Here is a 23641-nt window from a genome sequence, read left to right as displayed (position 1 = left end):
TCAATTTAAGCGACGTCAAGTCACCGAGGGTTTCGGCAGGTGAGGGCTAAGCGACGTTATATCACCGGGGGTTTCGGGCGATGGCGCTATGTGGGCTTGATTCAGCGAGGACCGAGGCAAACTGGATTCCTATGCCGCGCCGTCCGCGTACAAACGCTGCATGATGCCACGGTAGGCGTTCAGAACGGCGGTCTCACTCTCGAAATTTCCCCCGCCGAGCCGTTCGATTACGGGATGGGCAAGCTCGTCCAGCCGTGTCCATAGCCCGTCGGAATCGTGCACGCCCGGAGGCAGGCGAAGGAACCAGACGAAACCTGGCGGAACGGGCGGAATCCCTGCCTGAGCAAGAGCAGAATCATTCAGCTCAATGATGTCCTGTTCAAAATCTTCGTCCAGAACCTCTGACGTTCCAACAGCCTCCTGCAGCGAACCCCGTCGACGACGCAGCAGCTCGGGTCCGGCCGCGTAGGCGATCAAGAAATGCCGAGAGCTGTACGGCAACGGTACGTACCCGGTCATGTCCTCCATGATCGGTACGTCATCCCACAACTCCATCAGGGCCCCCCGGTCTGGGCGACGGATCAGTGAAGTGCCGCCCGGTGGCGCAACCATAGCGCGGATCCGGGCACGCGGAAACGCAGCGGCCGCGGCATCAGCGGCAGGCCGGTGGCACAACTTCATTGAAGGCCCAGGTACGTTGCGAATCTAGCCACCTAGTGAAATTGCTGTTTTACTAGGTGGCAATATCGCAGGCGAGGAAACACGCGAGGAAAGCAGCAGCATGGCCGAGGCAGCAAAGGCAGACAGCACCACCCGGACAGTGGAGCGAGCACTGTCCCTGCTCAGCGTCGTGTGCCGCCAGGGAGCTGTAACGCAGTCCGAAGCGGCCAAGGCAGCAGGCCTGTCCACCAGCACGGCACTCCGTCTGCTCCGCACCCTGGAAGGAACCGACTTCCTGCGGCGGGAAGAGAACGGGACCTACCGCCCCGGGCCGGCGGTCGTGCAGCTCGGAGTCCTCGCCCTGAACTCGGAATCCCTGATCGCCACCTACCGCGACGCGATGGATCGGATCGTGGATCAGACCGGTGAATCCACCTACCTCAGCATTCCGGCAGCGGGCGGCCACGGCCTTTACATTGCGATCTCCGAAGGCACGCAGTCCGTCCGGCACGCCAACTGGGTTGGCCGGCGTTTCGATCTGGAAACCAGTGCAGCCGGAAAGGCAATGCGCGGCGAGGTGAACGGGACCGGCTGCGCCGTGGTGAGCGACGGCGTCGAACCGGATATCACTGCGATCGCCGTGCCGCTGACTGCCGGCGGAAAAGCCGTGGCAGCCATGAGCGTCGTGGTACCCAGCTACCGCATCACCCCCGACCGCCTGGCGGACATCTGCCAGCTCCTCACAGCCGAAACCAGCGCAGTTCAAACCCTCGGCTAAATAACAACCCGGCTAACCGACAACGACGACGGAGAACCCCATGAACGAAAACACCCCGCGCACCGTCCGTGCCCCGCGCGGTACCGGCCTGAACGCCCGCAGCTGGCAGACCGAAGCGCCCCTGCGGATGCTGATGAACAACCTGGACCCCGAGGTTGCCGAACGGCCTGAGGACCTGGTGGTCTACGGCGGCACCGGCAAGGCTGCCCGGAGCTGGGAATCCTTCGACGCGATTGTCCGCACCCTGAAGACTCTCGACGACGACGAGACCCTCCTGGTCCAGTCCGGCAAGCCCGTGGGAGTGTTCCGCACCAATGAGTGGGCGCCGCGAGTGCTGATCGCCAACTCCAACCTGGTGGGGGACTGGTCCACCTGGCCGGAGTTCCGCCGGCTGGAAGCCGAAGGCCTGACTATGTACGGACAGATGACCGCCGGGTCGTGGATCTATATCGGCACGCAGGGCATCCTTCAGGGCACGTATGAGACCTTCGCTGTCATCGCGAACAAGCGGTTCGGCGGCACCCTGGCCGGCACCGCCACGCTCACCGGGGGCTGCGGCGGAATGGGCGGCGCACAGCCGCTCGCCGTCACCCTCAACGGCGGAGCGGTACTGATTGTCGACGTCGACGAGTCCCGGCTGCAGCGCCGCGCCGGCAAACGCTACCTCGACGACGTCGAGACCGACCTCGACGCTGCCCTCGCCAAGGTGATGGCGGCCAAGGCCGAAGGCCGGGCGCTCTCCGTGGGCCTGGTCGGCAACGCCGCGGAGGTCTTCCCCGAATTGCTCCGCCGCCGGAACGCCGGCGATGGTGCGGACTTCGACATCGTCACGGACCAGACCTCAGCGCACGATCCGCTCAGCTACCTCCCGGAAGGCATCCGCATGGAGGACTGGCACCGCGAAGCCGATGCCGATCCGGTGGGTTTCACCAAGAAGGCCCAGGCTTCCATGGCCCGGCACGTTGAAGCCATGGTCGGGTTCCAGGACGCCGGCGCCGAGGTGTTCGACTACGGCAACTCGATCCGCGACGAAGCCCGCCAGGGCGGCTATGACCGGGCCTTCGACTTCCCCGGCTTCGTCCCCGCGTACATCCGGCCGCTGTTCTGCGAGGGCATGGGGCCGTTCCGCTGGGTGGCGCTCTCCGGCGACCCGGCGGACATCGCCGTCACGGACGCCGCGCTGAAGGAACTCTTTCCGGAAAAGCAGCACCTGCACCGCTGGCTGGACGCCGCCGCGGAACATGTCGAGTTCGAGGGCCTGCCGGCCCGGATTTGCTGGCTGGGCTACGGAGAACGCGCCAAGGCCGGGCTGCTGTTCAACCGGCTGGTCGCCGAAGGCAAGGTGTCCGCACCGATCGTGATTGGCCGCGACCACCTGGACTCCGGATCGGTCGCGTCGCCGTACCGGGAAACGGAGGCCATGAAGGACGGTTCCGACGCGATCGCTGACTGGCCGCTGCTCAACGCCCTGCTGAACACGTCCTCCGGTGCCACGTGGGTCTCCATCCACCACGGCGGCGGGGTTGGGATCGGCCGGTCGCTGCATGCCGGGCAGGTTTCCGTGGCGGACGGCACCGAACTGGCCGCCCGCAAGCTCGAACGGCTGCTCACCAATGACCCGGGTACTGGGGTCATGCGGCACGTCGACGCCGGCTACGGCGAGGCGGCGCAGGTCGCCAAAGAGCGCGGCGTCCGCATCCCCATGGCCGAATAGGCCCGCGCCTCCGGCCATACCAAGCTTGAACCAGCACCACCGATCCAACCCCGGCAAGGACACCAGCATGGCAGCAGTTACCACCCTCCTCGAAGCGATCTCCGGCATCGGCCGCGACCCGGTGCGCGGCGGTTACAGCCGTCCGGTCTTCTCCGCGGCGGAGACGGACCTGCGTTCCTGGTTCGTGTCCGAAGCGCAGGCCCGTGGTCTCGACGTGGAGACTGACCGCAACGGCATTCTGTGGGCCTGGTGGGGCGCACCCCAGAACGGTGCACTGGTCACCGGCAGCCACTTGGATTCAGTTCCCGGCGGCGGCGCGTTCGACGGACCGCTGGGGATCGCCGCGGCCCTGGCCGCCGTCGACGTTCTGAAAGAGCGCGGGGTGCAGCCCAACCGGTCCCTGGCCATCACGGTCTTCCCCGAGGAAGAGGGCTCCCGCTTCGGCGTCGCCTGCCTGGGATCCCGCCTACTCACCGGTGCGATCGACCCGGACAAGGCGCGCTACCTGCGCGACGACGGCGGCACCACCTTCGCGGACGCCGCCCGCGCTGCCGGGCTGGACCCGGAACACCTGGGCCGGGACGAGGAAGCACTGGCCCGGATCGGCGACTTCGTGGAACTTCACGTGGAACAGGGCCGCGGACTCGGTGAGGACGGCCCGGCCGTCGCCGTCGGCAGTTCGATCCTGGGCCACGGCCGCTGGAAGCTCACCGTGCACGGCCAGGGCAACCACGCCGGCACCACGCTGATGGAGGACCGGGAAGACCCCATGGTGGCAGCGGCGCAGATCATCACCGCCGTGCAGCAGGCCGCGGCAGCCCTCCCCGGAGCGCGCGCCACGGTGGGCCGGATCCAGGCCGTCCCGGGCGGCACCAATGTGATCGCTTCCCGGGTGGAACTCTGGCTCGATGCCCGGCATGAAGAAGACGCCGTCACCGCGCAGCTGGTGGAAACCATCCACGGAAAGGCGCAGAAGATCGCCGCCTTCGAAGGCTGCTCCGTTTCACTGGCGCAGGAGTCCTTCAGTCCCACCACGTCCTTCGACCCGGCCCTGCAGCGCCAGCTCCAGCTTGCCCTGCCGCAGGCTCCGGTACTGGCCACCGGTGCCGGGCATGACGCGGGGATCCTGGCCGGACACGTGCCGGCGGGCATGGTCTTCGTCCGCAATCCCTCCGGCATCTCGCACTCGCCGAAGGAATACGTGGAAGACGTCGACGCCGACTACTCTGCACAGGCGCTTGCCGACGTCCTGGAGGCACTGTTGTGACCCGGCCGGCAAGGGCAGTCTGGTGTGAACAGGCCGTCTGGGACGGCCGGGTGGAGGCCGGAGTGCGGCTCAGTGTGGATTCCGGAGGCATCGTGGCCTCCGTTGAAACCGGCACCGACGCGCGCCCGGGGGACCTGGTGCTGAACGGAATCGTTTTCCCGGCTGCCTCCAACGCCCACTCACACGCCTTCCACCGGGCGCTGCGCGGCCGCACACACCTCGGCGGAGCGGGGAGTTTCTGGACCTGGCGCCAGGAAATGTACCGCGCCGCCGGCACGCTTACCCCGGTGCTTTACGAGGAACTGGCCACCGCCGTTTTCGCCGAAATGGTCACCGCCGGCTACACCTCCGTAGCGGAGTTCCACTATGTCCACCACCGCCCCGACGGAACGCCGTATGCCGGCCATGCGATGGAACTGGCACTGGCGCGTGCTGCCCAGAGCGCAGGAATCCGCTTGACCCTGCTGGACACCTGCTACCTGTCCGGCGGATTCGGTGAGCCGCTGAAGGCCGAACAGATCCGCTTCAGCGACGGCAGCGCAGACGCCTGGCTCAAGCGGCTCACAGACCTGAGGCACGCTTTTGAAGCGGAGTTCGATCCGGCATACGTTTCCGTCGGCGCGGCCCTGCACTCCGTGCGGGCGGTTCCCGCGGAGGCGCTTCAGACGATCGCCGCCGGACTGGACCCCGAACTGCCACTGCACATCCACGTCTCCGAGCAGCCGGCCGAAAACCAGGACTGCCTCGAAGCGACCGGCCTCACCCCTGTCCAGCTGCTGCACCGGCACGGCCTGCTGGGACCCCGGCTGTCCGCCGTGCACGCCACGCATCTGGCTCCGGAAGACATCGCGCTGCTCGGGGACGCCGGAGCAACAGTCGTAATGTGTCCCAGCACCGAAGCGGACCTCGCAGACGGAATCGGACCTGCTGCAGCACTCGCCGGGGCCGGGTCGCGGATCGCCCTTGGCTCAGACCAGCACGCAGTGCTTGATCCGTGGCTGGAGATGCGAGCCCTGGAACATGGCGAACGGCTGTCCTCCGGAGTCCGCGGGCGGTTCAGTCCCGCGGCCCTGCACACATCACTGTCCGACGGCGGCGCTGCCGCCCAGGGCCGCCGCGCTCCGGGCTTCGCGCCGGGCAGGGTCTGCGACCTCATGGCGGTAGACCCGCACACCGTCCGGACCGCAGGATCCGACCCGGCGCAGCTGGCACTGACCGCCACCGCGCAGGACGTCACCGCCGTCGTCATTGGCGGCGCTCCGGCAGCGGACCGGGGGCGGCACCTTCGCTTGGGAGACCCTGGTCCGCTGCTGGCCGCGGCCATCGTGAACCTCGATCTGGCTGGGAGCGCCCCCGCCGCAGAACCCGTAAAGGAGGGCCGGCGGTGAGCGGCTCGATTCTGATTACCAACATCAGCGAACTGTCCACCATGGATCCTGCCCGCGGTGATGACGCGGTGATTCGGGATGCCGCGGTGGTGTTCGAAGGCGAGCGCATCAGCTGGCTTGGTTCCGCCGGCGCCGCCCCCGCCGCTGACCGGATGGTCGACGCCGGCGGGCGGGCCATGCTTCCCGGCTGGGTCGATTCGCACACACACCTGGTCTTCGCCGGGGACCGCAGCGCCGAGTTCGCTGCCCGGATGGCGGGGGAGAGCTACAGTGCCGGCGGCATCGCCGTGACCATGGAAGCCACGCGTGCCGCCGGGGACTACGATCTCACCCGGATGCTGCTGGCGCGCCGGGCCGAAGCCGCCGCAGGCGGAACAACCTGGCTGGAAACCAAGACCGGATACGGGCTGGATGTTGAGCAGGAAACCCGCAGCGCCCGGATCGCTTCCAGCGTGGTGGATGACGTGACCTACCTGGGGGCGCACCTGGTCCCGGACGGCCTGGACGGCGACGAATACACCGACCTTGTCTGCGGTCCCATGCTCGCCGGTGTGCTGCCCTACGTGCAGTGGGCCGACGTGTTCTGCGAGCGCGGCGCCTTCACCGAAGAACAGTCCCGCCGGGTACTCACTGCCTGCCGGGACGCCGGCCTGGGCCTGCGCGTCCACGGCAACCAGCTTGGCCCTGGCGCCGGGGTGCAGCTGGCGGCCGAATTCGGAGCGGCCAGCGTGGATCACGTGAACTACCTGTCTGCGCAGGACATCGACGCACTCGCCGGAACCTGGACCGGCTGGAACTCCTCCACAGGGACGGGAACTCCGGGGACCGTGGCCACCTGCCTGCCGGCCTGCGATCTCTCCACCCGGCAGCCGCTGGCCCCGGGCCGGGAACTGCTGGACGCCGGCGTCGAAATTGCGCTGGCCTCAAACTGCAACCCAGGTACGTCCTACACAACGTCAATGGCGTTCTGCGTTGCCACGGCAGTGCTTCAGATGAAGCTCAGCATCACCGAAGCGGTGCGCGCAGCCACCTACGGTGGTGCGCTGGCCCTGCGCCGGCATGCGGGAGAGGACGCCGACGGGAAACGGGCGGTGGGGTCCCTCGCCGTCGGACACCGGGCGGACGCCCAGCTGCTGAATGCGCCGTCGGCTGCGTACCTTGCCTACCGCCCCGGAATGCCGCTGACCGGTGCGGTCTGGCGGGCCGGAGAACGGATTGCCGCCGGGAAAGCCGGAGCCTAAGCCAGGGACAGGGGCGGTAAAACCTGCCGCTTCCTATGGACGGGGCCAGGAGCGCGCCCTACAGTTTGAGGCACACTGGCCTGTCTTCGGGCAGGTCCGGTGTGCGGACTGAACCTCCTGCGGACCCAAGGCGGCTTTAATGTCTACGTTGAAGTACGAAGAAGGAACGACCGTACCGCCGCGCGTAGTACCGGTTTCCCGCGGCCGGGTGGTGGTCGACTGGCTGACTACCACCGACCACAAGAAGATCGGCTACCTGTACCTGATCACTTCCTTCATCTTCTTCTGCCTTGCCGGCGTCATGGCGCTGATCATCCGGGCAGAGCTGTTCCAGCCGGGCCTGGAAATTGTGGCCTCCCGCGAACAGTACAACCAGCTGTTCACCATGCACGGCACGCTGATGCTGCTGATGTTCGCCACCCCGCTCTTCGCGGGCTTTGCGAACGTGATGATGCCGCTGCAGATCGGTGCGCCGGACGTTGCCTTCCCCCGCCTGAATGCGCTCGCCTACTGGTTCTTCCTGTTCGGCTCGCTCATTGCGATCTCCGGATTCCTGACGCCGCAGGGAGCAGCCTCGTTCGGCTGGACCGCCTATGCGCCGCTGTCCAACACCACGTTCTCGCCCGGAATAGGCGGGGACCTCTGGGTCTTTGGGCTCGCGCTGTCCGGGTTCGGTACCATCCTGGGCTCCGTCAACTTCGTGACCACCATCATCTGCATGCGCGCACCGGGCATGACTATGTGGCGGATGCCGATCTTCACGTGGAACACACTCGTCACGGCGATCCTGGTGCTGATGGCGTTCCCGCCGCTGGCAGCCGCGCTGTTTGCGCTCGGAGCGGACCGCAGGTTCGACGCCCATATCTTCGATCCGGAGAACGGCGGGGCGATTCTCTGGCAGCACCTGTTCTGGTTCTTCGGCCATCCCGAGGTCTACATCATTGCGCTGCCCTTCTTCGGCATCATTTCGGAGATCCTGCCCGTCTTCAGCCGCAAACCCATCTTTGGGTACAAAGGGCTGATCTTCGCCACGATTGCCATCGCCGGGCTGTCCATGACCGTGTGGGCGCACCACATGTACGTCACCGGACAGGTCTTCCTGCCGTTCTTCGCGATCATGACCATGCTGATCGCCGTTCCCACCGGGGTGAAGTTCTTCAACTGGATCGGCACCATGTGGCGCGGGTCGGTGACCTTCGAAACCCCAATGCTCTGGGCGCTGGGATTCCTCATTACCTTCCTCTTCGGCGGGCTGACCGGCATCATCCTGTCCTCCCCGCCGCTGGACTTCCACGTTTCGGACACCTACTTCGTGGTGGCACACTTCCACTACGTGGTCTTTGGCACCGTGGTGTTCGCGATGTTCGGCGGGTTCTACTTCTGGTGGCCAAAGTGGACCGGCAAGATGCTCAACGAGCGCCTCGGAAAGATCCACTTCTGGCTGCTGTTCCTCGGTTTTCACCTGACCTTCATGATCCAGCACTGGCTCGGTGTGCTGGGCATGCCGCGGCGGTACGCGGATTACCTGGTGGAGGACAACTTCACCGGTATGAACCAGCTCTCCACCGTGGGCTCCATGATCCTCGGATTCTCCATGATCCCGTTCTTCTGGAACGTGTACGTGACGTGGCGCCGCGGGAAGAAGGTTGAAGTCGATGACCCGTGGGGCTTCGGCTGCTCACTCGAATGGGCCACGTCCTGCCCGCCGCCGCGCCACAACTTCACGTCGCTGCCGCGGATCCGGTCCGAGCGTCCAGCCCTGGACCTGCACCACCCGGAGCTCAAGCCCCGGGCCAACGAGAAGACCGACAACCCGGTGGCCAGCGTGCTCGGTGCCGCTGACATGGGCTCCGAGGATCCGAAGAATCCCGATCCCCGGCAGTAGCCGGGCGCTTATGCAGAACGCGCCTCCCCAGGGTTCCCGGCTGGTCCGGGAGGTTAGGCGGGTTCCGGGGGTGTAGTGAACAATAAGCACATGAGAATAGCCGTACTGGGCGACGTGGGGCAGCCGGTCTACCACGTAGGTGACGAGGCAATGACCCATGCAGCAGTGGCGGAACTGCGGCACAGAGGCATTGGGGACCTGCTTGTTCTGAGCCGGAATCCCAACGAGTCCCGCCGGGCATTCGGGACGGACAGTGCACGCACCCTGGCCTTTCCATGGCCGCCGGACGAACGGTCGGACTACCTCGCCAGGGTACTGAGGGCTGCCGAGGGAGATACCTCAGCCCTGCCGGAACAGGACCAGGTTTGGGACTTGATCGCAGCCCTGCGAACGTGTGACGCGCTGCTGATAGCTGGCGGCGGCAACATGAATTCCCTCTACGGGTGGCTGCTCTATGAACGGGCCGCGGTCGCCGCCGTGGCCCGCATCCTCGGATTAAGGGTAGCCATTGCGGGGCAGACCCTGGGACCGGACCTTTTCGGCGCAGACCGTGAAACCGCAGGGGATCTGCTCTCGGCTGCCGAACTCGCCGGAGCACGCGAAGAACCGTCGCTGCACTTAATGCGGGACCTGGCCGGTGGAACCACGCCCGTCCGGGGATGCCTCGATGACGCCTCCTTCTTTGCCACGGATTGCCGCGATAAGAGCGGTGCCGGCCGGGCTGCGGATTTGTTCGAGGAACCCTTCATCGCTGCTACCTTCAGCCCCGGGCACGGGGAAGCGGACCACGACGCCTACCTCGACGCACTTGCAGAAGCACTTGACACCGTAGCGGAGCAGACAGGCTGCACCGTAGTTTTCATCCCGCACATGGCAACTCCGCGGGGGCCGCTCTTTGACGGCATGGATCCCTCACTCGAAGATTCGGGCCCCACGGACGCAGACGAACTTATGCATCAGAAAGTCGCTGCCCGAATGAAATCGTCCGGCAAAGTGCTTATGCCGATACAGAACGCAGAGCAGACAGCAGCACTAACCAGTCGTGCCGCCCTGGTCATGACATCGCGTTACCATCCCGTGGTGTTCGCTCTAGACAGCGCAGTGCCGGTGGTGGCGGTTGCCCCGGAACACTACAGCCATGTCCGGATGCACGGAGCCTTGGACAACTGGGGAGCAGGAAGCCTCGCGCTGACACTGCCGTCCCTGTTTGACGGATCGTTCGCGGCAGCCACACTGGATGCCTGGAAGAACCGAGAGGCCATCACCTCGTTCCTTCTTGAGGCCGGGACAGTGCAGCGTCAGCGGTTCTCCGGCTGGTGGGACACCGTGGCATCAGCGCTGGCGGACGGCACCCGCGCGGAGGACCCTGCAGGACAGCCCGCCGTTGCCTTCCCTGCCGGAATGGAGACAGGCTGGCAGCAGCGGGATGCAGCCCATGCCGGCACCTACCTTCCCACGGCCTCTGCGCTCTCGGGGCTGCGCGTGGAACACGAGCACCTGCGCGCTGCACTGGCTGTAACCGAACGCGAACGCGATGACGCCAGAGGCGAGCTGCAGGCGTGGAAGGACTCCCGGACCTTCGCCATCCTCGCCAAAATTGCAACTGTAAGGGCACTTCTTCGAGGAAAACGATGAACGAGCAGAACAGCGGTGCCGCAGGCGTCGCCATCATTACCCGTACCAAAAACCGTCCGGTGCTGCTGCGGCGTGCTGTTGCCGACGTCCTGGCGCAGCAGTATACGGACTGGCACCTCGTCGTCGTGAACGACGGCGGGGACGCTGCGGAGGTGGACCGGATCATTGCCGAAGCTCCCGGGCTCGAGGGCCGGGTTACGGTCCTGCACCACGCCGCCAGCGCCGGAATGGAAGCCGCCTCCAACGCTGGGATCGCGGCCAGTGACTCAGAGTTTCTGGCCATCCATGACGACGACGACACCTGGCATCCGGAGTTCCTCGCCCGCACCGTGGAATACCTCGGTTCCCACGCTGATGATGTTGGCGTCGGCGTCCGCACCGAAATTGTGCTGGAACGCACAGAAGGCAGCCGGATCCTGGAAACCGGCAGGGTTCCCTTCGCCGAGGACGTCGACGGGCTCTTCCTGGGGGACGCCCTGCGGTACAACCGGTGCGTACCCATTTCGCTGTTGTACCGCCGCGACATTCACGGCATGGTTGGCGGCTACGACGAGTCCCTGGCCGCGGTCGGTGACTGGGAATTCCTCATTCGGCTGCTGCAGAACCACAGCCTCGGCTTCCTTGACGGAGAGCCCCTGGCCTACTGGCACCACCGGGAAGGCGCGGAAGGAGAGGACGCCAACAGCGTCCTGGCGGGCAAGAACGATCACAGGCGCTTTGACAAGCTTGTACGGGACCGTCATCTGCAGGAGTACATCAAACAAAACGGGATTGGCGGTCTGCTCTTCCTGACCGGGGAGCTGAAACAGCAGGCAGACCACCTCCACCAGCGCCTGAACTACTCCGAAGAAATCCTCCACGAACTCCGTGACCGTGCGGTCCACGCTGAGGAACGCATGGCCGCGCTGGAAGCCGCCGTCAGCGACGCGAGCCTGGTGAGCCTGCTCCGCAGGCGCTACCGCAGCCTCAAGGACCGGCTGCGCCGGCGGTAACGCCCAAGCCGCTGCCCTTCCTGGGTATCAGCTGCGTGGATCCTCCCTGAGCCGGGCGGCAAGGTCTGCGGGGTGCGTGGCCGGCCACCAGTGTCCGGCGTCGACGGCGGTGAAACGGACGTTCGGAGCGAAGCTCTCCACACCCTGGTTTAAGGCCGGGGACAGGAACGGATCGTGCAGCGGCACAATCACGTCCACCGGCACCTGGACGGTACCCGGCGCCGCGGGTTGTCCCGGGGAGGCGAGGTTCGCCCGGTACAGGGCCAGCCCGCGCTGCGGATTCCGGCCGGCAGACCTTCCCTGCGTCCGCTCATACAGGCGCGATCCGATGACGGAAAAGAACAGTTCGGGAAGCACCGGGACCTGGAACCCGGCCACATAGGAACTGCGCAGCGACTGCTGCAGGACGTCAGGCCAGCGGCGCGGATCCCGCAGCCGCTGGGCGAACCAGCTGCGGAAATGCTGCAGGTCCGGACCGGAGATGCTGAGGTACCGGGACAGCCGGGACTGTGCCCGCGCGTCCCGCGCAGCAGCCCAGCCCTGTATGGATCCCCAGTCGTGTCCCACCAGCTGAACCGGACCGCCGGCCGTCGCCTCCAGAACCGCGTAGAGGTCCTCGACCAGAAGGGGCAGGCGGAAGTTGGCGAGCACGGATTCCTGGACTGTGGACAGTCCCGCATCTCTGGTGTCGTAGGCGATCACATGGTGGTCCTCTGCCAGCAGCGGAATAACCCCGGAGAAGACGGTGTGGTCGTCGGGATAACCGTGGACCAGCAATACCTCGGGCACCCCCGGTCCTGGGTTGGGACCGTATTCGTAGACGGCGAGCTCCGCCCCGTGGCCGCTCACCCAGCTTCGCCGTTCGGTGGGGTGCAGGGGAGCGGGGGGAAGCTTTCGGGTTCCTGGGAGCGTCACTGTGGTTCCTTCCGGTTGCCTGGTTCCGGCCGCGCGCCCGCTGCAGGAGCCGCGTGGCCGCCAGCCTACCTTTTCGGAACGGTGCAGCCCACCGGCAGTGGCCAGAACACACAGAGCGGCGCCGCCCGGACCATTGGTCTGGACGGCGCCGCTTGGTGCTTACTGCCCAGGCTTACTGCCCAGGCGGTGCGGGCTAGCCGCGGCTGATCGTGCAGACCAGGTACCGGGCGTAGTCCACCGCGTACTTGAGCCAGCCCCGGACGTCCCACCAGTTCTTCGGCGGGACGGGACGGACACAAGTCGGCTGCTGCGGTGCTTCATCCACGGTGACCGGGATGCTCACCGTGGTGCCAGAGGGATCCGCGGTCAGAACCAGGGCTCCGTTCCCGGACGCCGACGCCGGAATCGCGGCGGTGACGCTGGCGGCACCGGCCGTTACCGGAACCGAACCAAGCGCGACGGCGGTTCCGCCGGCGGGCACCCAGCTCACCGCGAGCGTGGTGTTGGCGGGGCTGCCCAGCGAGGTCAGGTCCAGCTTGTCCACCGCGAAGGTGACACTGGATCCGGCCTGCACATTGGCCGGAGCGCCCTTGACGATTACGCCCTGGCGGGCGAAGTCCGGGGAGACCGGGCTGCTGGCCTGCAGGTAGCTGATCCACGCATCCCGGTCGATCAGCCCGGAGTCACGGGTGTCCGTGCCCTGCGCGAAGGTGGAGAAGTTGTCCCCGCCCTGTGCCAGGAAGCTGAACGTTCCCACCCGGTAGGCCCGGTTGGTATCCAGAGCCTCGCCGTTGACGGTGACCGACTGGATCCGGGAGCCGCGCGGCTGGTCCGGATCGTAGGTGTAGGTCACGTTGTCAGAAAGCCCCAGCGCCAGGAACGTCCGGGAACTTCCATCCGGCTGCCACTGTTCTTCCAGGACCGACTTCAGCTGCGCACCGGTGAGGGTGGTGGTCCACAGGTTGTTCACGAACGGCAGCACTGCGTTGGCTTCGGCGTAGGTGATCACGCCGTCCTCACCGTAGTACAGCTCAGCCCGCAGCCCGCCGGGGTTGACGACGCCGATTTCGGCCCCGCCGCGCTCCGGTGAGCCCAGGGAGGAGAGCAGCGAATCGGCCACCAGGTTACCCAGGGTGGATTCGTTGCCGCGGTCATCGCGGGAAGTCCCGGCGAAGGCCGTGGTGATGTCCGCAGTGACCGAGCCGATCGGCTGATTGCCGACCTCGGCCGCGTACGCCAGTGCGGCGTCGACGATCCGGCTGACTTCGGCAACGGCAGGGTAAGCGGCAACGAGTTCCGCCGCGGGCGTGGTGGTACGGGCCACGTTGCCTGCGGTGTAGGAGAGCACCTGGTCAGTCTCAGCGTTGTACTGGAGTTCGATCTGGCCAATGAACTCGCCGTAGGAGCCGGTCTGGACCACGGGGCGGGTCTTGCCGTCCACACCGGGAACAGGGGCATCCCACGCGTACTGCTTGTGCGTGTGGCCGGTGTAGATGGCATCCACCAGGGCGGAAGTCTCCGTCACGATCTCCGCGAAGGCACCGCCGCCGGCGATTTCCTCTTCCAGGCTGGCGCCGTCGGGCGTTCCCGAACCGGCACCCTCGTGGTATTCGGCAATGATGACGTCGGCCAGGCCGTCGGCGACGAGCTGTTCAGCGACACGGTTTACGGCTTCCACCGGATCCCCGAACTCAAGGTCGGCAATGCCGCCGGGGGAGACCAGGGTTCCGGTTTCCTCGGTGACGGCGCCGATTACAGCCACCTGCACGCCGTCGACGTCCAGGATGGTGTACTCCGGCAGCGCCGGGGTGGTGGTCCCCTTCAGGTAGACGTTGGCGCCCAGGTATTCGAACTGCGAGGCCGGAACCACGCGGTCGGTGAGGTCCGCGAACCCGCCGTCGAACTCGTGGTTGCCCACTGCCGAGGCCCGCAGGTCCAGCGCGTTCAGGACGTCGATGGTCGGCTGGTCCTCCTGCACCGAAGAGGCGAACAGGGAGGCGCCGATGTTGTCGCCGGCGGAGAGGAACAGCGAGCTGCCCTCCGGTGCGGCGGCCTTGAGCTGTTCAACGGTTCCGGCGAAGTTCACGGTGTTGGCGTCAATCCGGCCGTGGAAATCGTTGATGTTGAGCAGGTTCAGGTCAGTGACCTCGGCCTCGGCCGGCGTCAGGTCCATCCCAACGAGGATCGGATCGTGGTCCGAGGAACGGTAGGGATCGGCTGCGTAGTAATCAGTGGCGTTGTAGTTGTACCGGCTGTACTCGAAGGCGATCGATTCAACCGAGTTGATGTTCCAGATATCGGTGCCGGTGACGTCCTCGGCGGCGGCCGGGGAAGCCAAGACGTGGTCCAGGGATCCGACCAGGCCGCTGAAGGCGTAGGAGTGCTTGCCGGTAGCCTTGCCCAGGTTCACGTAGCCTGCCTCGGCAAAGACCTGCATGGGGTCTTCCGCGGCGTAGGAGTTGAAGTCGCCGAGCAGGAAGACCCGCTCGGTTCCGGCGTCCTGCGCCACCGTGTCAGCGAACGCGGTCACGGCCTGTGCCTGGCGGACGCGGTCGGCATTCCAGCCGCCCTGTCCGTTGTCTGCATTCTCTCCGCTGGACGGTGCAGATCCCTTGGACTTGAAGTGGTTCGCGACCGCCACGAAGCTTTCGCTGTCTTCCCCGCCGGCAGGCTTGAAGGCCTGGGCGAGGGGCTCGCGGGCGTTGGAGAACACGCTCTCGTCATTCAGGATCACCGAATCTCCCACGGGTTCGGCGGTAGCGGTCCGGTAGATGAACGCAGTGCGGATTACGTCCTCGTCGTCGGGCAGGGCTGCGGGGGAGCGGACGTAGTCCCAGGTTCCCGGTGCAGCCGCGTTCAGCGCTTCGGTGAGGTGGGCCAGGGCAGTGTCCCGGTCCTGTCCCAGTTCGGCGGAGTTTTCAATCTCCATGAGCCCGACGACATCGGCGCCCAGGGAATTGATCGCTGCCACGATTTTCGCCTGCTGGCGGTCAAGGTTCGCCTCGTTGGCTGCGCCGCGTGCATCGCAGCCGCCACGGACGGTGACCGGAGCGCCGGAGCGGTCGTTGTAATAGGTGCAGCCCGTCAGGTCGTCGCCGGTGGTGCTGAAGTAGTTCAGCACGTTGAAGGCGGCGAGCTTCAGGTTGCCGCCCACACTCTGCGGTGCAGCGGTGCGGGTGTTTTCGAACGACGCCGGCTGGACGGTCTCCGCGTTGGCGGGAGTCAATTCGGTCAGCGGCTGGAACCGCCAGGCGCTGTTGCGGAAGTCCAGGATCACGTTGGTGGTGAAGGATACCGGCGCCCCGATCCGCACCGGATCGGTGGAGGTCAGGTACGGCAGCGGCTTGGACTGGTTGGCGGCCGAAAGGAAGTTGGTGGTGGCGCCGTCGTCGAGCTTTACGGCTTTTGCCGCATTGTTGGCGACTACCGCCGCGTGCTCCGGTGTTCCCACAGGTGCGACGGCGGTGGGCTGGACCAGCGTCTCGCTGTCGGCTGCGAGGCCGATTTCCGCGTACTGGTTCAGGGTGTAGTTGTCGGTGACGGTGAACTCACCCTGGGGCGCCAGGAGCATGCCTTCAAGAGTTTCCCGCTCAGTGTCCGTGGCGGGCCAGGGAACGGTGGCCGGCTTGACCTCTTCAGCTGCTTCGCTGAGCTTGGTCATGCTGCCGGCAGGGACGGTGAGCTGGGTCAGGCCGAAGTATTCACCGACGGTTCCGGTGACCTCGACATAGTCCCCGACTGCGACCTGGCCGACTGTGGCCGCGGAGAAGACAAAGATGCCGTCCGAGGCGGTGTGGGTGGCCGGATCCAGTTCGCCGCCGGTGCCCGGGGTCTGGATGTAGTAGCCGCCGAAGCCGCCGGTCGGGTACGCGGCGGTGACCTTGCCGCGGGTGGTGACGTTCGCACCGACCAGCGGGCTGGCGTCGCCGGTGCCCTGGATCTCCGCGATGGCAACCGTGCCGGCTGGAGGGTCCGTGGGTTCCGGGTCGGTCGGTTCGGGATCGGTGGGCTCAGGGTCGGGTACGGTTCCCGTTCCCGCGGTGTTCGTCGGCGTGACGGAGGTGCTGAGGGTGAAGTCTGCCGCGTTGTTGTTGCTGTCCGCGAACTCGGTCCGGTTCAGGGACTTCGGGTCGGAGTTGCCCGCCGGTGCGGTGGCCGGGGCTGTTTCGAAGGTGTTGGAGCTGCCGTAGCCAAGCAGGTCCACTACGCCGGGCTGCGTGGTTACCGAGCCGGTGGGCAGGGGATTGACGGCGGCGGCCTGGTTTGCGAGCACCAGGGTGCCGGAGGCTCCGGAGAAGCTGGCGCCGATCGTCGCGTCGGCTGCGGGCAGGGCAACACCGCTGGAGCCGTTGCTGGCGCCCTGGATCAGGTAGTAACCCCCGGCCGGAATGCTGCCGGAGAGCCGGCCGATTCCGGTGGGTGCCCCCGTGCTGCCGGCAGCGCGGTACTGAAGCGACCAGCCGTCCAGGCTGACCGCGGAGCTGGTGGGGTTGTACAGCTCAACGAACTTGTTGGTGAACGGGGCGTTGGCGCTGCCGCCGCTTAGATACGCCTCATTGATGACGACGCCGGACGGGGCCGCCTCCTCGGCGTGGGCGGGCAGTGCCGCCAGTGGTCCGGCCAGCAGGCCGGCAGACAGTGCTGTGCCCAGCGCTGCCCTCCATCGGGTAAATCTCATGCCTCATTGCTCCTTTGGGGGATGCCGGCTTCGGGGCGCGCGGTAACGGCTTCGGAAAACGGCAGCGGGTGCGGTGAACCCCTTCTGAATACCATCCCGGGGTGACAGGCATGTGAATTCGCTCCCTTTGGCGCCCTAACGGGGCGTAACTATTGACAGGAGCAGAAAGGGGGCCTAACAGTTTCCGGTTAGGCCCCCTTTGAGGATCCCGCTAAACCTTGGAGTTGCGGACCGTGCTGGTCAGTTTTTCGCCGTCCACGCGGTAAGCGGTGCACAGGATCTCGCGGTCATTGCCAAGCGTCCAGGAATAGGAGGTCGGCGTCAGATACCCGATGTCTACAAGGGAATCGGCGTACTCAGTACCGATGTAGGGCTGGAATTCAGCGAGGCAGAAATCCTGGGCCATTGTTTCCACGGCTTCCTGGCCCGGGTACTCGCCTGCATCGATGTCCATGGCTGCATAGACCTCGGACTCGTGGGGCTGGGTGCAGGGGACTACGTCGACGTCGGAGACCTCTTCGGTGTCCGGGTCATCGGCCAGGCAGTCACCGACCTTGAGGCTGGTGGCCTCGACGGATTCAGGTGCCGCTTCCTCCTGGGCCACTGTTTCTGCTTCAGGTGATGCCGAGGCCGAGGCTGCAGGCGGCTGCGTTGACTTGGTGTCATCGCTGTCTGCCGAAGCTCCGGAGGTGCTGCATCCGGCAAGGGCCAGGGCAAAAGCTGCGGCAGTGATGGTATTTCCGGCGCGGGCCAGGTGAATCTGGCGGGCGGGTTTCATGCGGATAACTCCTTCTGCAGTAATTGGTTTTAGGTTGTCCATCCCCCAATGGGCCGGAAACCACCAAGTGAGACTATGTGCAGGGGAAGCACGCTTATAAATCGGGAAAGTAACATCCCAGAGCAATATGCATAGGCATTGAGCGGAAACATCGCCCGGCGGTGCAGAAGGACGTCCTGCCGGTGCACAAAAAAGCACCCCGGTCCGAAGACCGGGGTGCCGGAGATGCTGCGTGCCCAGCCATAAAACAGGCCGGATCATCTCATCTGCGGAAGGTAAGGGATTCGAACCCTTGGTACGGGGTTACCGCACACTGGTTTTCAAGACCAGCTCCATCGGCCGCTCGGACAACCTTCCTCCGCTTAGTAGTCTTGCAGATGAGCGCAGATCACCAAAATTTCTCCCCACCAGCAGGAGGTTCCATGAAAGCGATCGTCATTACCGAACCGGGTGGTCCGGAAGTCCTGTCCCTCTCCGATGTGCCGGCGCCGGTGCCGGGGCCGGGAGAAGTCCTGATCGACGTCGTCGCTGCCGGACTGAACCGGGCCGATGTCCTGCAGCGGCAGGGGAACTATCCTGTGCCTCCGGGAGCACCGGAATATCCGGGACTCGAAGTCTCCGGCCGCGTGGCCGCCATCGGCACGGGTGTGGAAGGACTGGGAGTGGGGGCCGACGTCGTTGCCCTCCTTTCCGGCGGCGGGTATGCCGAGCAGGTTGTTGTGCCTGCAGGCCAGGTATTGCCGGTTCCGGCGGAGATGGATCTGGTGACCGCAGCCGCGCTGCCCGAGGTGGCTGCCACTGTGTTCTCCAACCTCTTTATGTCTGCAGGAGTCCGCGAGGGTGAGTACGTTCTCATCCACGGCGGGGCCGGCGGCATTGGAACGATGGCCATCCAGCTCGTCGCTGCTTTCGGCGCCGTGCCCATGGTGACGGCGTCCAGCCAGGCCAAGCTGGACCTTGCGGCCAGCCTGGGGGCCAAGGTGCTCATCAACTACAAGGACCAGGATTTCGTGGAGGAGGTCCGGGCAGCCACGGACGGTCACGGCGCGGACGTCATCCTGGATGTCATGGGTGCCAAGTACCTGCAGCGCAATCTCGACGCGCTCGCGGTCGAGGGACGCCTGGTCATTATCGGACTCCAGGGCGGCACGCGTGCCGAACTGGATTTGAACGCGCTTATGCGCAAGCGGTGCGCCGTCATGGGTACAACGCTCCGCGCCCGGCCGGAGGAAGAGAAGAGTGCAATCATGGCCGCAGTTGGCGAGTACGTCTGGCCGATGCTGCGCGACGGAAGCGTCAAACCACTGGTGGACCGCACCTTCCCGCTGGCCGAGGCTGCTGAGGCACACCGGTACTTCGATTCGGGCCAGCACACCGGAAAGATCCTGCTGACCCTCTGACCGGCGGCTGAACCAGGGGCGTGAACGGGCATGCCGCTGGGCGCGGTCCTGCCACCGTCCGCCGCACCTCCCCGCTGCCCCGGCGTGTGTATGTGATTTGCGTCGCACCCGTCCTGCTACCCTCGTGCGCATCACCCGCGCCTTGCCGAATTGGCAGGGGCCGCACTGCTGACAATGCTGACAAGGGGTAGCACGATGACAGAAGAGAATCGGCGCCGAAGGGACCCGGACCGTCCGGGCTCCGGCGCCACCGACGCAGAGCTCGTGGTCCAGGACCCGGACCTGCCTCCGGTTGCGATCGACGAGCAGGAGGCGGAGGCCGAGGAACGCCGCTGGACTCCGCTCAAGGTCGCCGTCTGGGTGGCCATCGCGCTGCTCGGCGGCATCAGCTGGACCATGCTCGCGGTTGTCCGCGGCGAAACCGTCAACGCCATCTGGTTCGTCTTCGCCGCCGTCTGTACCTATCTCATCGGGTACCGGTTCTACTCCAAGTACATTGAGCGGCACCTGCTAAAGCCCAATGACCGGCGCGCAACACCCGCCGAATACAAGGCAGACGGCAAGGATTACGCCGCCACCGACCGCCGTGTTCTGTACGGCCACCACTTCGCCGCAATCGCCGGAGCGGGCCCGCTGGTTGGTCCCGTGCTGGCCGCGCAGATGGGCTACCTGCCCGGCACGGTCTGGATCATCGTGGGCGTCATCCTCGCCGGCGCCGTCCAGGACTACCTGGTCATGTTCTTCTCGATGCGCCGCGGCGGCCGCTCACTCGGCCAGATGGCCCGTGAGGAACTCGGCCTGATCGGCGGCACTGCAGCACTGGTCGCCACCCTGACCATCATGATCATCATTGTTGCCATCCTGGCGCTGGTGGTCGTGAACGCGCTGGGCGAAAGCCCCTGGGGTGTCTTCTCCGTAGCCATGACCATCCCGATCGCCCTGTTCATGGGCGTCTACCTGCGCTACCTGCGCCCGGGCAAGGTCAGCGAAGTCTCGATCATCGGATTCGTACTGCTGATGCTGGCAATCGTGGGCGGCGGCTGGATCGCCGACACCGAGTGGGGCGTGGCCATCTTCTCGCTGGACCGGGTCACCATTGCCTGGGGCATCATCATCTACGGCTTCATCGCCGCCGTCCTGCCGGTCTGGCTGCTACTGGCCCCGCGCGACTACCTTTCCACGTTCATGAAGATCGGCACGATCGTGATGCTGGCCGTAGCCATCATCATTGTCCGTCCCGAAATCTCCGTCCCGGCGTTCAGCGAATTCGCCTCACGCGACGACGGCCCGGTGGTCGCCGGTCCGCTCTTCCCGTTCCTGTTCGTCACCATCGCCTGCGGTGCGCTCTCCGGCTTCCACGCCCTGATCTCCTCCGGAACTACACCGAAGATGATCATGAAGGAACGCCAGACCCGCTTCATTGGCTACGGCGGCATGCTCATGGAGTCCTTCGTGGCCATCATGGCCCTGGTCGCGGCCATCTCCCTGGACCGCGGCATCTACTTCGCCATGAACTCCTCTGCTGCCGCCACGGGCGGAACCGTGGAAGGCGCCGTCGCGTTTGTGAACTCACTGGGACTGGTAGGAGTGAACCTCACACCGGACATGCTCACCTCTCTTGCGGCCGACGTCGGTGAGGAGTCAGTGGTCTCCCGCACCGGCGGTGCGCCCACGCTCGCCGTCGGCCTGGCGATGATTATGCAGAGCTTCATCGGCGGCCCTGCCATGATGGCGTTCTGGTACCACTTCGCCATCATGTTCGAGGCACTGTTCATCCTCACCGCCGTCGACGCCGGTACCCGCGTTGCCCGCTTTATGCTGCAGGACTCAATTGGGAACTTCGTGCCGAAGTTCCGGGATACGGGGTGGCGCACAGGCGCCTGGATCTGTACGGCCATCATGGTCGCGGGATGGGGGTCCATCCTGATCATGGGCGTGACGGATCCGCTGGGCGGCATCAACACCCTCTTCCCGCTCTTCGGCATCGCCAACCAGCTGCTGGCCGCGATCGCCCTGGCCATTTGCCTGGCGATCCTGGCGAAAAAGAACGTCTTCAAGTACATCTGGGTTGTGGTGCTGCCGCTGGCGTTCGCGTCGGTCGTGACCATCACCGCCTCGATGTACAAGATCTTCTCGCCGGTCCCGGCCGTGGGCTACTGGGCGCAGCACAACGCCTTCCGGAATGCGCTGGAGGCCGGGGAAACCAGCTTCGGCACGGCAAAGACCGTGGAAGCGATGGAGGCAGTCGTTCGGAACACCTTCGTGCAGGGCGTGCTTTCAATCCTGTTCGTGACCCTGGCGATCATCGTGATCATCACGGCTGTCATTGCTTCGGTGCGTTCCTTCCGTTCGGGCGGTGCCCCGAGCGCCGAGGACCCGGCCGTGCCCTCGCGCACCTTCGCTCCCGCCGGTTTCTTCGCCACCCCGCTGGAGAAGCAGATCGAAGCTCAGTGGGATGCCCTTCCTGAGGACAGGAAGCCGGCAAGGACGCGGCACTGATGAGCACCGTCGCCGTCCACCTGCGCGGACTGGTGCGCTTCTTCCGTGACGTGATGGGGGAGGACGCCTACCGCAAGTACCAGGCGTACCACGCGGCGTCGGGCTGTTCGTCGCCGCCGCTGACGGAACGGGAGTTCTGGCGGGACAAGATGGACCGCCAGGACGCCAATCCCGGCAGCCGCTGCTGCTGATGCGTTAGCGGCCCCGCCACCCCCATCGAGAGGCCAGTTGCGGCTCATTTCAGCCCTGAAAAGAGCCGCAACTGGCCTCTCGGTGGCAGGGGGAGGGGGTTGAGAGGCTTCGGGGATGCTGCTTTGCTGGGGGAATGGCTGAAGACAAGTACCTGCCCGATGACCCCCACCTGCGTGAAGACATCAGCATCCCGCTGCCGGAACCGGACAATGAGGACGAGCACCTGGCCGAGGACGCCGGCCTTCCGGAGGAATCACGGGTTGGTCCCGAGTTCGATGACCGCCACTACACCTCCGGCCAGCTGAACGCCGGACAGTTCGCCGCCGGGCTGAGCCCGGACGGCGAGTATGCAGAAAAGCGGGAGGAAGACCTCGAAAGAGACTGACTCCCGGAACAACTCCAGCCAGGCGTGAGAGCATTAATTTCATGACTGAACAGAACGGCACAGAGCCCGCGAACGGGGCAGGAGAATCCTCCGTCCCGGCTGGCCGGCGTTCGGAGTCCCCGGACCGGGACGGCACGGACATGCCGTCGCCGGAAAGCGAATCCTCCCTCGCCGCAGCGAAGGATGAGGGGGCAGAAGCCGCACCTTCGGGCAGCGCGAAGTCAGGTCCCGCCAAGCTCAACGAACTGGTGGACGAACCGGCCAAGGTCATGCGGATCGGAACCATGATCAAGCAGCTGCTTGAGGAAGTCCGCAACGCGCCGCTGGACGACGCCGCCCGCAACCGTCTTGCCGAAATCCATGAGCGCTCGCTCAAGGAGCTTTACGACGGCCTGGCTCCGGAACTCGTCACCGAGCTAGAGCGCATCAACCTTCCGTTCCCGGACGACGCGACCCCCACTGACGCGGAGCTGCGCATCGCGCAGGCCCAGCTCGTCGGCTGGCTGGAGGGCCTGTTCCGCGGCATCCAAACGGCGATCGCAGCCCAGCAGACCGCCAACCAGCAGCTGCAGAGCAGGCTCCAGCTGCGCCAGCTGCCGCCGGGCACCGTCCTGGCACCCGGCGTCGTGATTGGTGAAAACGGCGAGCCCCGGCGGGCGGGCACCGCCCAGCAGCCGGGCCAGCAGCCGGGCGCCGGCCGCCCCGAGCCGCACGCGGGTCCCGGACAGTATCTGTAGAATTTCCGGCAGGATGGCACTTTTCGCAGCAGCCCGTCAGGGGCGCAAGGACGACGTCGAACTCGGCAAGGGTGTGTGGCGCCGCGCCCACGACCGGTTCACCCGGGGACTTGACCGCTACCACCAGATGCTGGAGGGAGTGGAGGACGACGCGCTTTACAACGAGCTCGCCGTCGTCGCCAACAGCCTCGCTGCGCTGCTTCCCCGGGTCCGCTCCGTCTGCGCAGGCGCGCAGAAGCAGCTGCCCAGCTCCGGACAGGACATCCCGGGCGGCCTGATCGCCGTCCACCGTGCGCTGTCCCGCTCCGGGAATTCGCTGGCCGCCGCAGCCGAGGCGGCAGCCATGTCCCGGCTGGAAGGTGAACGGTGGGGGATCGCGTCCGCCGGAGTGGAGAACGTCCGCCGCCGTGCGGCCCTGGTGGAGGAAGACGTGGCTGAGGCAGAACGCGTCCTCGCAGCCTCCCGCCCCTGAACAAATTTCGCGGCGAGCTAACACC

18 protein-coding genes and 1 tRNA gene are annotated in these 23641 nt (G+C 65.9%); 14 read left to right on the top strand and 5 right to left on the bottom strand.

Annotation, left to right across the window (positions count from 1 at the left end; genetic code table 11):
- Window positions 1–129: 129 nt before the first annotated feature.
- Window positions 130–528 (bottom strand): DUF5956 family protein, encoded by a 399-nt coding sequence (locus FYJ28_RS14565; RefSeq protein WP_154579795.1) that lies wholly within the window; start codon window positions 526–528, stop codon window positions 130–132.
- 253 nt (window positions 529–781) lie between these two features.
- Between FYJ28_RS14565 and FYJ28_RS14560 the strand changes: the two genes are divergently transcribed.
- The 8 genes from FYJ28_RS14560 to FYJ28_RS14525 all read left to right on the top strand — a co-directional run bounded on the left by FYJ28_RS14560 (window position 782) and on the right by FYJ28_RS14525 (window position 11560).
- Window positions 782–1438, top strand: a complete 657-nt coding sequence (locus tag FYJ28_RS14560; protein WP_154579794.1) for an IclR family transcriptional regulator — start codon at window positions 782–784, stop codon at window positions 1436–1438.
- Window positions 1439–1478: 40 nt separating this feature from the next.
- Window positions 1479–3152 (top strand): urocanate hydratase, encoded by a 1674-nt coding sequence (gene hutU / locus FYJ28_RS14555; protein WP_154579793.1) that lies wholly within the window; start codon window positions 1479–1481, stop codon window positions 3150–3152.
- A gap of 67 nt (window positions 3153–3219) precedes the next feature.
- Window positions 3220–4419 (top strand): allantoate amidohydrolase, encoded by a 1200-nt coding sequence (locus tag FYJ28_RS14550; protein WP_154579792.1) that lies wholly within the window; start codon window positions 3220–3222, stop codon window positions 4417–4419.
- On the top strand, window positions 4416–5807 hold the full coding sequence (locus FYJ28_RS14545) for a formimidoylglutamate deiminase (RefSeq protein ID WP_326831747.1): 1392 nt from the start codon (window positions 4416–4418) through the stop codon (window positions 5805–5807). Before FYJ28_RS14550 ends, FYJ28_RS14545 begins: the two co-directional genes overlap by 4 nt.
- Before the next feature lie 41 nt (window positions 5808–5848).
- Entirely contained in the window at window positions 5849–7048 is a 1200-nt protein-coding gene (locus tag FYJ28_RS14540) for an amidohydrolase family protein (protein ID WP_154579847.1), read from the top strand.
- Window positions 7049–7187: 139 nt separating this feature from the next.
- Entirely contained in the window at window positions 7188–8933 is a 1746-nt protein-coding gene (ctaD, locus tag FYJ28_RS14535) for an aa3-type cytochrome oxidase subunit I (RefSeq protein WP_154579791.1), read from the top strand.
- A 90-nt stretch (window positions 8934–9023) separates the two neighbouring features.
- Window positions 9024–10568, top strand: coding sequence for a polysaccharide pyruvyl transferase family protein (locus FYJ28_RS14530; protein WP_154579790.1), 1545 nt, complete (start codon window positions 9024–9026; stop codon window positions 10566–10568).
- Entirely contained in the window at window positions 10565–11560 is a 996-nt protein-coding gene (locus tag FYJ28_RS14525) for a glycosyltransferase family 2 protein (RefSeq protein ID WP_154579789.1), read from the top strand. Before FYJ28_RS14530 ends, FYJ28_RS14525 begins: the two co-directional genes overlap by 4 nt.
- Window positions 11561–11587: 27 nt before the next feature.
- Here the strand turns inward: FYJ28_RS14525 and FYJ28_RS14520 are convergent, their stop codons facing one another.
- The 4 genes from FYJ28_RS14520 to FYJ28_RS14505 form a co-directional block, all read right to left on the bottom strand.
- The gene (locus FYJ28_RS14520) at window positions 11588–12475 is read right to left on the bottom strand and encodes an alpha/beta fold hydrolase (RefSeq protein ID WP_326831746.1); all 888 of its coding nucleotides are present in this window, start codon (window positions 12473–12475) and stop codon (window positions 11588–11590) included.
- Window positions 12476–12668: 193 nt separating this feature from the next.
- Window positions 12669–17153, bottom strand: a complete 4485-nt coding sequence (locus tag FYJ28_RS14515) for an ExeM/NucH family extracellular endonuclease (RefSeq protein ID WP_154579788.1) — start codon at window positions 17151–17153, stop codon at window positions 12669–12671.
- 211 nt (window positions 17154–17364) lie between these two features.
- Window positions 17365–17931 carry a septum formation family protein gene (locus FYJ28_RS14510; RefSeq protein WP_195840689.1) on the bottom strand — a complete coding sequence of 189 codons (567 nt, stop codon included), beginning with the start codon at window positions 17929–17931 and terminating at the stop codon, window positions 17365–17367.
- A 269-nt stretch (window positions 17932–18200) separates the two neighbouring features.
- Window positions 18201–18288 (bottom strand) — tRNA-Ser (locus FYJ28_RS14505).
- A 65-nt stretch (window positions 18289–18353) separates the two neighbouring features.
- Here FYJ28_RS14505 and FYJ28_RS14500 point away from each other — a divergent pair.
- From FYJ28_RS14500 to FYJ28_RS14475, 6 genes are all read left to right on the top strand, one after another.
- Window positions 18354–19331: an NAD(P)H-quinone oxidoreductase gene (locus FYJ28_RS14500; protein ID WP_154579786.1), complete on the top strand. Its 978-nt coding sequence runs from the start codon at window positions 18354–18356 to the stop codon at window positions 19329–19331.
- Between the two features lie 195 nt (window positions 19332–19526).
- On the top strand, window positions 19527–21830 hold the full coding sequence (locus tag FYJ28_RS14495; RefSeq protein WP_154579785.1) for a carbon starvation CstA family protein: 2304 nt from the start codon (window positions 19527–19529) through the stop codon (window positions 21828–21830).
- Entirely contained in the window at window positions 21830–22021 is a 192-nt protein-coding gene (locus FYJ28_RS14490) for a YbdD/YjiX family protein (protein WP_055240712.1), read from the top strand. Before FYJ28_RS14495 ends, FYJ28_RS14490 begins: the two co-directional genes overlap by 1 nt.
- A 134-nt stretch (window positions 22022–22155) precedes the next feature.
- Complete coding sequence (locus FYJ28_RS14485) at window positions 22156–22407, top strand: hypothetical protein (protein WP_154579784.1); 252 nt, start codon at window positions 22156–22158, stop codon at window positions 22405–22407.
- A gap of 140 nt (window positions 22408–22547) precedes the next feature.
- On the top strand, window positions 22548–23144 hold the full coding sequence (locus FYJ28_RS14480; protein WP_154579845.1) for a bacterial proteasome activator family protein: 597 nt from the start codon (window positions 22548–22550) through the stop codon (window positions 23142–23144).
- A gap of 13 nt (window positions 23145–23157) precedes the next feature.
- Complete coding sequence (locus tag FYJ28_RS14475) at window positions 23158–23616, top strand: hypothetical protein (RefSeq protein ID WP_055240714.1); 459 nt, start codon at window positions 23158–23160, stop codon at window positions 23614–23616.
- The last annotated feature ends 25 nt before the right edge of the window (window positions 23617–23641 follow it).

Origin of the sequence: Arthrobacter sp. BL-252-APC-1A, assembly GCF_009696625.1 — a bacterium.
GTDB lineage: Bacteria > Actinomycetota > Actinomycetes > Actinomycetales > Micrococcaceae > Arthrobacter_B.
This window is presented reverse-complemented; position numbering and strand designations above follow the sequence as displayed.

Coding starts and splice junctions, on each gene's coding strand:
- FYJ28_RS14565 (WP_154579795.1), bottom strand. CDS start 528: ATGGAGGACATGACCGGGTACGTACCGTTGCCGTACAGCTCTCGGCAT.
- FYJ28_RS14560 (WP_154579794.1), top strand. CDS start 782: ATGGCCGAGGCAGCAAAGGCAGACAGCACCACCCGGACAGTGGAGCGA.
- hutU (WP_154579793.1), top strand. CDS start 1,479: ATGAACGAAAACACCCCGCGCACCGTCCGTGCCCCGCGCGGTACCGGC.
- FYJ28_RS14550 (WP_154579792.1), top strand. CDS start 3,220: ATGGCAGCAGTTACCACCCTCCTCGAAGCGATCTCCGGCATCGGCCGC.
- FYJ28_RS14540 (WP_154579847.1), top strand. CDS start 5,849: ATGGATCCTGCCCGCGGTGATGACGCGGTGATTCGGGATGCCGCGGTG.
- ctaD (WP_154579791.1), top strand. CDS start 7,188: ATGTCTACGTTGAAGTACGAAGAAGGAACGACCGTACCGCCGCGCGTA.
- FYJ28_RS14530 (WP_154579790.1), top strand. CDS start 9,024: ATGAGAATAGCCGTACTGGGCGACGTGGGGCAGCCGGTCTACCACGTA.
- FYJ28_RS14525 (WP_154579789.1), top strand. CDS start 10,565: ATGAACGAGCAGAACAGCGGTGCCGCAGGCGTCGCCATCATTACCCGT.
- FYJ28_RS14515 (WP_154579788.1), bottom strand. CDS start 17,153: ATGAGATTTACCCGATGGAGGGCAGCGCTGGGCACAGCACTGTCTGCC.
- FYJ28_RS14510 (WP_195840689.1), bottom strand. CDS start 17,931: ATGAAACCCGCCCGCCAGATTCACCTGGCCCGCGCCGGAAATACCATC.
- FYJ28_RS14500 (WP_154579786.1), top strand. CDS start 18,354: ATGAAAGCGATCGTCATTACCGAACCGGGTGGTCCGGAAGTCCTGTCC.
- FYJ28_RS14495 (WP_154579785.1), top strand. CDS start 19,527: ATGACAGAAGAGAATCGGCGCCGAAGGGACCCGGACCGTCCGGGCTCC.
- FYJ28_RS14490 (WP_055240712.1), top strand. CDS start 21,830: ATGAGCACCGTCGCCGTCCACCTGCGCGGACTGGTGCGCTTCTTCCGT.
- FYJ28_RS14485 (WP_154579784.1), top strand. CDS start 22,156: ATGGCTGAAGACAAGTACCTGCCCGATGACCCCCACCTGCGTGAAGAC.
- FYJ28_RS14480 (WP_154579845.1), top strand. CDS start 22,548: ATGCCGTCGCCGGAAAGCGAATCCTCCCTCGCCGCAGCGAAGGATGAG.
- FYJ28_RS14475 (WP_055240714.1), top strand. CDS start 23,158: ATGGCACTTTTCGCAGCAGCCCGTCAGGGGCGCAAGGACGACGTCGAA.